An 11,053-nucleotide genomic window follows, 5' to 3' on the forward strand; every position below is an offset into this window, starting at 1 on the left:
TAGCGAATGATCCTTGTCTGATTAGATGCGGCAGGCGTGGATCTGGCTGACCAAGATGGCGCGAGCGCCAACTTCATACAGCTCATCCATGATGTTGTTGGTCTGGGACTTCTTGACCATCGCGCGCACGGCAACCCATTCCGAGTTAGCCAGGTCCGAGACGGTAGGCGATTCCAGACCCGGGGTCAGCTCGCAGGCCTGATCGGCCTGTTCGCGGCGTACGTCGTAGTCGAGCATGACGTACTGGCGGGCAACAAGCACGCCATTAAGGCGGCGAATAAGCACATCCAGTCCAGCAGGCTTGTGCCCAACGCGGCCGATCATGACGGCTTCGGATTCCAGCAGCGGATCGCCGAAGATCTCCATGCCGGCAGCCTTGATGGTATTTCCGGTTTCCACCACGTCGGCGATGGCATCGGCTACGCCCAAGCGGACCGAGGATTCGATGGCGCCATCAAGGCGAACGATCGAAGCCTGGATTCCGGACTTTTCCAAGTAGTGACGCAGCAGCACATCGTAGCTGGTAGCAATGCGCTTGCCGTTGAGCTGCTGTGCATCGTTGAAGGCACCGATTGGGGCAGCGAAGCGGAAAGTAGACTTTCCGATGCCCAGTGAGAGCTGCTCGTCCACAGCGTCGTCGACATCTGCATCCAGGTACAGATCTCGGCCGGTGATGCCTACGTCCAGGATGCCGCGGCCGACATAAACGGCGATATCGCGGGGACGCAGGTAGAAGAATTCAACTTGGTTGTCCTCGTCGACCAGGACCAGTTCGCGTGAATCGCGGCGCTGGAGGTAGCCGGCTTCCTTGAACATGGTGGAAGCGATTTCGGAGAGGGCACCCTTGTTGGGTAGGGCTACGCGGAGCATTGTTGACTCATTTCGTCATGAATGGCGCTGCGGCGATTAGCCATAAACAAGCGCCAAGGATTATTTCATTGGCCGTTGTTTTGCCGCCGTGCGTTGACCGGGGCCTGATCGGTAAGTGATCAGGCCGCAGTCGCGCGACGGCTATAGATGCTTGTAAACGTCGGCCAAGGTCATACCCTTGGCGATCATGAGAACCTGCAGGTGGTACAGCAGCTGGGAGATTTCCTCCGCCGCGGCTTCATCGGTTTCGTACTCCGCAGCCATCCAAACTTCGGCGGCTTCCTCGACGATCTTCTTGCCGATGCCATGGACACCAGAGTCGAGTTCGACGACGGTACGTGAGCCTTCCGGGCGGGATTGTGCCTTGAGCGATAGTTCGCTGAAGAGCTCGTCAAAAGTTTTCACGGAACTAATCCTAGCTGTTTTCTTTATCGAGGCCGTATTCTGGTGGCCCTTTGTGACAGGGCCACCCGAATGCTAGGACAGTGCCGCTACCGTCATGACGGCAGCGGAATAGGCTTCGTAGCCCTTGTCTTCGCTGGAGTTTTCCAAGCCAGCACGGTCCAGACCCTGTTCTTCATTATCGCAGGTGAGCACGCCGAAACCGATCGGGGTCTTGGTGTCCACACTCACATTGGTTAAGCCATTGGTCGCTGCCAGGCAGACGTAGTCGAAGTGCGGGGTGCCGCCGCGGATGACCACGCCCAGGGCAATGACTGCGTCGTAGCTCTCAGCCAGGGTTGATGCGGCGACCGGCAATTCGAAGGTGCCCGGGACTCGAACCAGGGTGGTGCGTGCTTCCAGCCCTGCGTCCTTGGCGGCGCGCTGGGCGCCGTCGATCAGCCCGTTCATGATCACGTCATGCCAGCTGGCCGCCACAATGGCCACCTTGATCTGGGAAAACTTCTCTTGTCCTGCCAGTGCCTTCAGCTGTTCGCTGACGTCGGTAGGTGCGCCGTGCTTGCTCATCTTGATGCTCCTCTTATTCTGCTAAGTTCTTGGGTATTAGGCGCCGTGGTAGGCGTCGGCGCCTGGGTCGTTCTGCTCGTCCTGGGAAACTGGCAAGTCCAGATGGTGCCCGAAGCGCACCTGCTTGGTGCGCAGGTAGGCGGAGTTCTGCTCGCGCGGGGCAATTTGCAGTCCGATCAGCTCTGCCACGTTGATCCCCGCCTTGGTGAGCTGCTCCTGCTTGTCCGGGTTATTGCTCAGCAACCGGATTTCGCTGATGCCCATGGACTTGAGAATTGCTGCCACGGCGAAGTATTCGCGCGCGTCGGCTGGGAAGCCCAGGTGCAGGTTGGCATCAAGGGTGTCCATGCCTGATTCCTGCAGCGCGTAGGCGCGCAGCTTGTTGGCCAGCCCGATCCCTCGGCCTTCGTGCCCGCGGATGTAGATGATGTGCCCGCCTTCTTGGGCGATGGCCGCCATCGAAGCGTGCAGCTGCTCGCCGCAATCGCAGCGGTAGGAACCGAAGATGTCTCCGGTAAGGCACTCCGAATGGATGCGCACCAGATTGCCCGGCTCACTGCCGTCGGGGCCTGCATGGCTGAGCACCACGTGCTCGTGGCCTTCTGCGGTGGCTGCTCGGGCGGTGAAGTCCCCGAAGGCGGTAGGCAGCTGGATCGGGTCTGTCAGCTCGATCGCATCATTGATCCGGCGCCAGCGGGCCAGGTCGTCGATGGAGATCAGCGGCAGGTCATGCTCTGCGGCGAAGACCCACAGGTCATCCAGGCGCATCATTTCACCGTCGTCCTTGGTGATTTCCCCGATCACGCCCACCGGTTCCAGTCCGGCAGCTTGGCACAGGTCAACGGCCGCTTCGGTATGCCCGCGGCGTTCGAGCACTCCCCCGGGCGCGGCACGCAGCGGGAAGATGTGGCCGGGGCGGGAGAGCTGAGCGGGCTGCGTCTGCGGGTCAGCCAGCAGGCGGCTGGTCAGCGCGCGGTCGGCAGCCGAGATGCCGGTGGTGATGCCCTCGGCGGCATCGCAGGTGATGGTGAAGGCGGTGCCTTTGGCATCCTGGTTGATGCCGACCATGGGTGCCAGGCGCAGCGCGTCGGCGCGTTCGGCGCCCAGCGGTACGCAGATGACTCCCGAGGTGTAGCGGATGGTGAAGGCCATCAGCTGTGCGGTGGCATGCTGGGCGGCGAAGATGATGTCCCCTTCGTTCTCCCGGTCTTCGTCATCAACGACGACCACGGCACGACCTGCGGCCAGCGCGGCCAGTGCTGTGGGGATGGTGTCCAAGGTTGAAGCCGCCATTAGCGCTGGCCTCCGAATTCGTTCAGGCGCGCCACGTATTTGGCGAGCACATCAACCTCGATGTTGATCTTCTCTCCCACGGTGCGGGTGCCCATGGTGGTTTCGGCAAGAGTGATCGGGATGATGCCCACCTCGACCCAGTGGTTGCCGGTGCTGGCGGCCGGGGAGACTGCGGTGATGGTCAGCGAGATGCCATCGAGCGCAATGGAGCCTTTTTCTGCGGTCAGCGGCGCGTAGGCGTCGTCGATCGAGATGCGGAAGGTGGTCCATTGGCCGTGGTCTTCGCGGGCCAGCACTTCGCCGACGGTGTCGACATGGCCCTGCACGACGTGGCCGTCGAGCCGGCCTCCGGCCGGGGTGCAGCGTTCCAGATTGACCTGGTCGCCAGCTTTCAGCGCACCGATGGTGGTTCGGCGCAGCGTTTCGCCCATGACATCGACGCTGAGGGTTTCCCCGTGCAGCTCGGTGGCGGACAGGCAGACTCCGTTTACGGCCAGCGAGCCGCCAAGGCCCAGGTTCTCGGTGTGGCCTTCGGCGCGCAAGGTCAGTACTGCCAGGTCCTTGTCGCTGAAAGTTTCGATGCCTTCGATGACACCTTGGCCGGTCACAATTCCGGTAAACATATTTACTCCTTGAAAAGTTTGCAGTTTGCCGGCGCTTATCCGCGGGGCAACGGTTCCAGATGCAGGGCGATGTCATCGCCTAAGCGGGTCAGCGATTCGCGGCTGGCCGAATCCAGGCGGAAACGCCTAGCTTCGCTCAGGGTGCTGGTGCTTGGCATATTCACCGACGAGCTTCCGGCGCCGATCATCAGCGGGGCTTGGTAGCAGTAGATTTCGTCGGCCAGATCAGCGGCGATGAATGCCGAGGCAACGGTGGCGCCGCCTTCAACCAGCAGGTGCCCGAAGCCTAGTTCATTGGCGCGGGCGATGGCTTCGTGCACGTCGCGGGTGAGGATCTGTTCCCAGTCATCGCCCTGCATCAGCGCGAGATCATTTGGCAGTTCGCGTTCCCCCATCACCAAGCGGAATGGCTGGCGCTCGTGCAATTCTCCGGTGGGCGTGCGGGCGGTCAGGCGCGGGTCATCGATGACCGCGGTGTTGGTGCCCACCATGATGGCGTCCACTCGGGAACGCAGTCCGTGGGCGTGGTTGCGCGAAGCTTCGGAGGTGATCCACTGGCTGGTGCCATCCGGTGCGTTGATCCGCCCGTCCAGGGATTGGGCGATCTTGACGGTGATGAACGGCCTGCCTTCAGCCTTGGCGATGAACCAGCGCTGGTTCAGGTTCCTAGCCGCGTCCGAGCATTCCAGCTGGGTGGCTTGAATGCCCTGGCTTCGCAGGTAGTCCGCTCCCCCGCTGGCTGCCGTATTATCGGGCACCGCGTAGTGCACCTGGCCGATGCCGGCTTCGGCGATGGCCCGGGCGCAGGGACCGGTGCGGCCAGTGTGGTTGCACGGTTCGAGGGTGACAACCATCGTCAGTTCGCGTGCTTTGGCTGGGGACATCTTGCCAAGCCGGCGCAGTGCGTCGACCTCGGCGTGCGGATGCCCGGCCCCTAGGTGGAAGCCTGTGGCGATGATGTTTCCTTCGGCATCCAATATGCAGGCACCCACCAGTGGGTTGGCTCCGCGGTATCCTCGTCCGGCGGTTTCCAACGCGGTGCGCAGTGCTGCGTCGAGTTGCTCGGTAGTAATCATGGCTCTGCCCCTTAGCGCTTGCGAGAAATGGTTGGGTCAAGCATTTCGGTTTCAATCTGGGGTTTTGCATCGCGTCTGGACTTGGCCCAGACGAAGAAGCCGACCAGGGTGAAAGCACCGTAGAAAAGGTACATGAAGGCGCTGGCGTAATAGCCGGCGGAGAACAGCAGCGGTACGCCAACTGCGTCGACCGCTACCCAGATCAGCCAGAATTCGACCCAGCCTTTGGCCATGCCGTAGGTGGCCAGCATCGAACCGACGAAGGTCCACGCATCAGCCCAGACAGGTTCATACGAGCCGAGCATGCGGAAGATCGGGGTGACCGCGATCGTGCCCAGGATCAGCACGGCGATCAGGCCAAGGCGTGCCTTGTTGGAGGCCCATTGCGGGGTGACCGCACTGCCGGTGCCATTTTTGGCTTGCTTCCAGCGGTACCAGCCGAAGACCGAGACCGCGATGAACATGATCTGGCGTCCGGCTTGGCCCCAGAGGTTGGCGGTGTAGCCGGTGTCGAAGATGCTGCCGAGGAAAACGGTGAGCAGCAGGAGGTTGCCCACGATGCCGATGGGCCAGGCCCAGACTTTGCGGCGCATGCCGCCTACGGCGCTGGCCAGGCCGAAGATATTGCCGACGACTTCGCGCACCAGCAGTGCCGAGGAGCCGATCGCAATTTGTGAGTTGAAAGCTTCAATGAGCCACCGCAGGAAATCCATCATTCCACCCTTCTAGAAGCGGCGGCTCCGGGGGTGTGCATTTGATGGGCCTGTGGCTCTGCTTTAGAAGATAGTCCCCTTGGGGGTTATCGGCAGTACCAGAAGGCAAATCAAATTCGTGCTTCTCCCATCCAGACTTTAACTGTCGGTACCGGAATTTCACCAGTTCAACCGTTCCCTCAGCTTGTGGCTTTGGTAGCGGGTCGCGGACTATCACCGCCGGTTCGGACTTACACCGACCCCGGAGCACGTATTCGTGTTTACTTCAAGTTCATTCTGGCACACTTTGCGCTTGGTTAATGACCGCCGAGTGCAAGATTGCGTAACACATCGATTTCAACCGATGGCTCTTGGGCCGAGTAGACCGCAGAACCAGCCACGAACACGTCAGCGCCGGCTTCCGCCGCACGCAAGATCGTGTCGCGCGAAATGCCGCCGTCGACCTGCAGCGCAATTGGCTTGCCGGAGCCTTCAATTGCGGCGCGGGCTCGCTTGATCTTGGGCAGCACCAGATCCAAGAACTTCTGGCCGCCGAATCCTGGTTCCACCGTCATCAGCAGAACCATGTCCAGCTCGCCGATCATGTCCAGGTACGGCTCGATCGGCGTTGCCGGACGCAGGGCCATGGAAGCCTTGGAGCCGGCGGAGCGCAATTCGCGGGCCAAGCGGATCGGGGCAGCCGATGCCTCGGCGTGGAAGGTTACCGAATCCACGCCGAGCTGTGCGTATTCCGGAGCCCAGCGATCGGCGTTCTCAATCATCAGGTGCACGTCGATTGGCAGCTTGCTGACCTTGTGCAACGCATCGACCACGGGCAAGCCCAAGGTCAAATTGGGAACGAAGTGGTTGTCCATGACGTCCACGTGGACCGCGTCGGCGGTGTGGATGCGTTCCAGCTCTGCGGCCAGGTTTGCAAAGTCTGCGGACAGGATCGACGGGTTGATCCGCGCGTTAGGCATGGATGCTCCTTGGAATACTCGGACTTGGCTAAGCTTTTTTGGTCAGGATGGCCATGAACATGGCATCCGTGCCGTGCACATGAGGCCACAGCTGAACGGTGGTGCCATCGCCCAGATCATGCCCTGCCGGTGGGGCGTTCTCGTACATCACCGAGGAAACCGCGGCGCTGGTATCCAGCAGGGCCGCGTTTACGTGGCGCTTCAAGAAGTCTTCCACAACCAGTCGGGTTTCCGCCTGATGCGGCGAACACGTGACGAACCCGATGACCCCGCCAACCCGGACCGCATTGAATGCGGCATCGAGCAGTTCGCCCTGCAAGCTGGTCAGCTCGGGGATGTCACGCGGTGCCTTGCGCCAGCGCGATTCGGGGCGGCGGCGCAGCGCACCCAGACCGGAGCAGGGTGCATCGACCATGATGCGGTCGTAGTCCCCGGCAAAGTCTTCGCCAGCGAAGCTGCGTCCATCTTCGGTGGTGACCATCCAGTAGTCATGCGGCACCGCATCCAGCGAGTTCTCAACCAGGCGGGCACGGTGCTCGGTAGGCTCATTCGCGGTCAAACGCGCGTCGCGCTGTACCGCGATGGCACCCAGCAAGGCCGCCTTGCCGCCTGGACCGGCGCACATGTCCAGCCAGTAGCGGTCTTCGCCTGCTTCTGGCAGTTCAATATTCGCCAATGCCCGGGCCATGACCTGGCTACCAGCATCCTGCACGCGCACGGTTCCTTCCTTGACCCCGGGCACGCGGGCAACATCGCCGTGCTTGTAGGTGGCCGAGTCAGCCAGCAAGGTTCCAGGCTCAGCACCGGATTCCAGTGCACCGGCCAGATCGCCGAGGCCGGGCAGGGAAACCAGGTTCACCAGCGGAGCCAAGTTATCGGCTTCCAGCAGGGCTTCAAGTTCACTGGCGTCCCGGCCGTGGGTGATCAGCGCGCCGCGCAGGGCACGGACAATCCAGTCCGGATGCGAGTGCTCGATGGACAGGCGTTCTGACTCGGAGCTGGCGGCGCTGCCCAGCTGCTCGGTCCACTGGTCGGCCTCCTGGGCCGAAACGCGGCGCAGCACCGCATTGATCAGTCCCGAAGGGCCGGCGCCGATCTGTGCACGCGCCAGCGATACGGTCTCATCCAAGGCCGCATGCTTGGGCACGCGCATGGCCAGCAGCTGGTGCGCTCCCAGGCGCAGCGCATCGAGGATGGCTGGATCAAGTTCGCTCAAATCCCGGTCAACGAGGGTGGCCAGGATTGCGTCGTAGAAGCCTTGGCCGCGCAATGCGCCATAGGCCAGCTCGGTAGCGAAGCCTGCGTCGCGGCGATCCAGCTGGTACTCGCGGATCATCTTGGGCAGCACCAGGTTGGCGTAGGCATCCGAGCCGGAGACCTCGCGCAGCGTCTTGAAAGCTACCAGGCGAGCCGGGTCGGCTGCGCGCTTTCGCTGGCCGGGTGCCGAGGCCGAGTACTTGCGTGGCCCACCCTGGCCGCGGTTGCGGGTGCGGCCCTGCTCGTTGCGGCGTTCGTTCTCGCGGTATCCGTCGCGTGGTTCCTGCCCGCTCATGCGAAGCTCACTTTCGTTCCCTGGGTGAGCACTCCACGTGCCCAGTCGCTGGCGTTCATCATTTTCTTGCCCGGAGGCTGGATCTGGGTGGGCTCCAAAGCCCAGGTTGCGGTGCCGATCAAGACCTTCGGCTGCTTGCCTGGTTCGATGCGCACTTCACCGGCGTCCAGATCGGTGATCTCGCGGCGCTCGCGCAGCGGCCCGAATTTGAAGCGCTTGTCATCAACCTTGACCCATGCGCCAGGGAACGGGGTGGTTCCGTGGGCGCGGCGGCGAATTTCGGTGGCGGTGCGGGTGAAGTCCAATTCCGCATCCACGTCGGTGATCTTTGGCGCGTAGGTGTGCGAACCTGCCTGCGTGATGGCTACGGCTTGACCGGAATCCAAGGCCTGCAGGGTTTGGACCAGCAGGGTGGATCCGGATTCGCTGAGCCGGTCGAGCATGATGCCGGCAGTGTCCAGCTCGCCAATGCGTTCAGTCACCTGGCCGAAGACCGGGCCGGTATCCAGCCCTGTTTCCAGTTGGAAGGTCACGGCCCCGGTGATGTCATCGCCGTTAATGATCGAGTGCTGCACCGGTGCGGCACCGCGCCAGTCTGGCAACAGCGAGAAGTGCAAGTTGATCCAGCCGTGGGTTGGCACGCTCAGCGCGGCTTCGGGAACCAGTCCGCCATAGGCAACAATCGCTGCGGCGTCGAGGTTCAGCTGCGCCAGCTGCGCGGTGGTTTCGTCGGTGATCTTGGCGGTCTTGATAATCGGCAGGCCGAGTTCTTCTGCGCGCGCGGCGACCGGCGATGGTGTCAGCACGCGTTTGCGCCCCAAGGGTGCATCAGGGCGGGTGAGTACTGCGGCGATTTCAAAGCCGGCTTCGTGCAAGTAGTTCAGTGAAGTGACGGCGACCTGTGGCGTGCCGGCAAATAAAATACGCATGAGTTAGAGCCCCAATCCTGCGCCAAAGCTGGAGCCCAAAGCTCCAGAACGTTTCTTTACGGTGGCGATAGCGGTTTGCGAGTAGTCGTTGGCTCGCAGGGTGCGCCACGCAGCTTTCTTTTCTTCAGGTTCCAGGCGATCCAGGAACAGGATGCCATCCAAGTGGTCCGTTTCGTGCTGGAAGCAGCGGGCGAGCAAGCCGTCCCCTTCAATTTCCATCGGGTTGCCGAACTTGTCGAACCCCGTGGCTTTGACATGACGGCGACGGCGGACCGCAGCGGCGATGCCCGGAATCGATAGGCAGCCTTCGACCTGGTCTTCCTGATAATCCTCGCTCAGTTCCAGTACTGGATTCACGATATGTCCGCGCTCTTGACCCGTCTGGTAGGTGAACACGCGCAGGGAAACGCCGACCTGTGGCGCGGCAAGGCCTGCACCAGTGACGTTTTCCATCGTCTGATCCATATCTTCGACGAGCTTCTGGAGCTCCGGGCCAAAGTCGGTCACCTCCTGCGCTGGGGTGCGTAGAACGGGGTCTCCGATGATCCGAATTCCCAAAATCGCCATAATCCGCTGGTACCTTCCCTGCCGTGGACTTTGATATTAGGTTTCGCAGTGCCGAAAGCTAACCGTTCTAGTCTACGCGGTGCGCGTGCGCCTTTATTGAGTTGGCGGCGTGATTTCGGCCAGTGAGGCACGCGACCGCGCAATCTTGAACGAGGCTTCCCAATTCCTCCGCAGTGCATAGAACTTGGACCAGTAGTCGGGTAATGCCGCTGGAGGCGCCAAGAAGGTACGTGTTCCGCTCTCCCCCAGTGCTACCGCCAGCAGCATCGTATCTGTTCCGTACTCCCACGCTTTCCACGTGCCCTGCTCGGCATCGACAACTTGCTCTTCAGCCTTGCACGCCGCGGCTAGCTGCATGATTACTTTGTCGTCGGGACGTTTTACGAAGCCTTCGCGGTCAGTCGTTTTAGTTTTGTAGTCAATCAGGCAGGTACGCCCGCCGATCTTCGCGACCAGGTCAATGGTGCCGGCGTAACCGACACTTTCGTTCCACACTGTCGCTTCTGCGGCAATAGGCTCCACTGCATAGTCCTGCCACCACTTATCGAAGTGGCGTGCGAACCCCAACTCGTTGTTCGCTTCGAGTTCAGCGAGAGCGTCTGGAAGATAATGTTCGGCATCCAATGCTTGCAAGGCGCGCTGTTCAGCGTAATTATGTACGCGGTCGCCACGGGCCGCTGCGGAGTCCCGGTAGGCTTCGGCCGCGTTGGCGGCATCGCGCACCAGGGAACGCAGTTGGCGTTGATCCCCCAGTGACTGCGCCAGACGCTGGTCCTCGGATAGCGCTTTGGCGGCCATGTATCCAGCCCATCCGGACAGGTCGAGCTTGTCCATCCCGATGACTGTGGTGATGGATGGGACAATCGCCGCTGTGCCAATTTGCCGGCTGTACATGCGGCCCGACTCAGTTTGAATAGCCAGTTTTGGTGACGTCATGCAAACGATCATGGCACGTGCGAAGCTCGCTTCGCTCCTAGTCGTGACGGAAAAACGAATTTTCCGCGTAGTTCCGCGGTTTTTAGGCAATGTGAACCAGATCTCAGCGTTTCGATTTGTAGGGACGGGGAATCTCGTATAGAGTTTTTACTCGTTGGAGCGAACGGAAACGGCGCGAAAACAACACATTTTGCGGACATAGCTCAGCTGGTAGAGCGCAACCTTGCCAAGGTTGAGGTCGCGAGTTCGAACCTCGTTGTCCGCTCGCAAAAAGATTCACCGACTAGGTAAAACTAGTCACTCTGACTTCGGTCAGTATGGTGGGGTGGCCGAGAGGCGAGGCAGCGGCCTGCAAAGCCGTATACGCGGGTTCGAATCCCGTCCCCACCTCGCAATGAAGATTGCTTGATCTTTTTTGCGCGATTGGCGCAGCGGTAGCGCGCTTCCCTGACACGGAAGAGGTCACTGGTTCGATCCCAGTATCGCGCACGGACTCATGGTTCACCAGACCATGAATCTAAAATTAAATATGCGGTCATAGCTCAGCTGGTAGAGCGCAACCTTGC

General features: G+C 61.3%; 12 protein-coding genes, 3 tRNA genes and 1 riboswitch. Of the genes, 3 read left to right on the plus strand and 12 right to left on the minus strand.

Annotation, left to right across the window (positions count from 1 at the left end):
* Nucleotides 1–21 precede the first annotated feature (21 nt).
* The 12 genes from hisG to AB4Y71_RS11915 all read right to left on the minus strand — a co-directional run bounded on the left by hisG (nucleotide 22) and on the right by AB4Y71_RS11915 (nucleotide 10,487).
* Nucleotides 22–870 (minus strand): ATP phosphoribosyltransferase, encoded by an 849-nt coding sequence (hisG, locus tag AB4Y71_RS11860; protein WP_441720550.1) that lies wholly within the window; start codon nucleotides 868–870, stop codon nucleotides 22–24.
* A 141-nt stretch (nucleotides 871–1,011) separates the two neighbouring features.
* Nucleotides 1,012–1,275 (minus strand): phosphoribosyl-ATP diphosphatase, encoded by a 264-nt coding sequence (locus AB4Y71_RS11865; protein ID WP_013349304.1) that lies wholly within the window; start codon nucleotides 1,273–1,275, stop codon nucleotides 1,012–1,014.
* A 72-nt stretch (nucleotides 1,276–1,347) separates the two neighbouring features.
* A complete protein-coding gene (gene ribH, locus AB4Y71_RS11870) occupies nucleotides 1,348–1,839 on the minus strand; it encodes a 6,7-dimethyl-8-ribityllumazine synthase (RefSeq protein WP_441720552.1) in 492 nt (163 codons plus the stop codon).
* A gap of 36 nt (nucleotides 1,840–1,875) precedes the next feature.
* Nucleotides 1,876–3,132, minus strand: coding sequence for a 3,4-dihydroxy-2-butanone-4-phosphate synthase (ribB, locus tag AB4Y71_RS11875; RefSeq protein ID WP_441720554.1), 1,257 nt, complete (start codon nucleotides 3,130–3,132; stop codon nucleotides 1,876–1,878).
* On the minus strand, nucleotides 3,132–3,755 hold the full coding sequence (locus tag AB4Y71_RS11880; protein WP_134779956.1) for a riboflavin synthase: 624 nt from the start codon (nucleotides 3,753–3,755) through the stop codon (nucleotides 3,132–3,134). The genes ribB and AB4Y71_RS11880 overlap by 1 nt, the downstream gene beginning before the upstream one ends.
* Before the next feature lie 35 nt (nucleotides 3,756–3,790).
* Nucleotides 3,791–4,831, minus strand: a complete 1,041-nt coding sequence (gene ribD, locus AB4Y71_RS11885) for a bifunctional diaminohydroxyphosphoribosylaminopyrimidine deaminase/5-amino-6-(5-phosphoribosylamino)uracil reductase RibD (RefSeq protein WP_441720556.1) — start codon at nucleotides 4,829–4,831, stop codon at nucleotides 3,791–3,793.
* Nucleotides 4,832–4,842: 11 nt separating this feature from the next.
* Nucleotides 4,843–5,544 (minus strand): nicotinamide riboside transporter PnuC, encoded by a 702-nt coding sequence (gene pnuC / locus AB4Y71_RS11890; RefSeq protein WP_013349309.1) that lies wholly within the window; start codon nucleotides 5,542–5,544, stop codon nucleotides 4,843–4,845.
* A gap of 115 nt (nucleotides 5,545–5,659) precedes the next feature.
* Nucleotides 5,660–5,797: riboswitch (FMN riboswitch) on the minus strand.
* 43 nt (nucleotides 5,798–5,840) lie between these two features.
* A complete protein-coding gene (gene rpe / locus AB4Y71_RS11895) occupies nucleotides 5,841–6,503 on the minus strand; it encodes a ribulose-phosphate 3-epimerase (RefSeq protein WP_013349310.1) in 663 nt (220 codons plus the stop codon).
* A 28-nt stretch (nucleotides 6,504–6,531) separates the two neighbouring features.
* Nucleotides 6,532–8,055, minus strand: coding sequence for an RsmB/NOP family class I SAM-dependent RNA methyltransferase (locus AB4Y71_RS11900; protein ID WP_441720558.1), 1,524 nt, complete (start codon nucleotides 8,053–8,055; stop codon nucleotides 6,532–6,534).
* Nucleotides 8,052–8,984 (minus strand): methionyl-tRNA formyltransferase, encoded by a 933-nt coding sequence (gene fmt / locus AB4Y71_RS11905; protein ID WP_441720560.1) that lies wholly within the window; start codon nucleotides 8,982–8,984, stop codon nucleotides 8,052–8,054. Before fmt ends, AB4Y71_RS11900 begins: the two co-directional genes overlap by 4 nt.
* A 3-nt stretch (nucleotides 8,985–8,987) precedes the next feature.
* A complete protein-coding gene (def, locus tag AB4Y71_RS11910) occupies nucleotides 8,988–9,551 on the minus strand; it encodes a peptide deformylase (RefSeq protein ID WP_134779951.1) in 564 nt (187 codons plus the stop codon).
* 93 nt (nucleotides 9,552–9,644) lie between these two features.
* Nucleotides 9,645–10,487, minus strand: a complete 843-nt coding sequence (locus tag AB4Y71_RS11915) for a cytochrome (protein WP_441720562.1) — start codon at nucleotides 10,485–10,487, stop codon at nucleotides 9,645–9,647.
* A 192-nt stretch (nucleotides 10,488–10,679) separates the two neighbouring features.
* On the opposite strand from AB4Y71_RS11915, the gene AB4Y71_RS11920 reads away from it, so the two are divergent.
* The 3 genes from AB4Y71_RS11920 to AB4Y71_RS11930 all read left to right on the plus strand — a co-directional run bounded on the left by AB4Y71_RS11920 (nucleotide 10,680) and on the right by AB4Y71_RS11930 (nucleotide 10,976).
* A tRNA-Gly gene (locus AB4Y71_RS11920) sits at nucleotides 10,680–10,752 on the plus strand.
* Between the two features lie 54 nt (nucleotides 10,753–10,806).
* Nucleotides 10,807–10,877 (plus strand) — tRNA-Cys (locus AB4Y71_RS11925).
* A 27-nt stretch (nucleotides 10,878–10,904) separates the two neighbouring features.
* Nucleotides 10,905–10,976: transfer RNA gene (locus tag AB4Y71_RS11930), tRNA-Val, on the plus strand.
* Nucleotides 10,977–11,053: the final 77 nt, after the last annotated feature.

The organism is Glutamicibacter sp. MCAF14 (assembly GCF_052114325.1).
GTDB classification, from domain to species: domain Bacteria; phylum Actinomycetota; class Actinomycetes; order Actinomycetales; family Micrococcaceae; genus Glutamicibacter; species Glutamicibacter arilaitensis.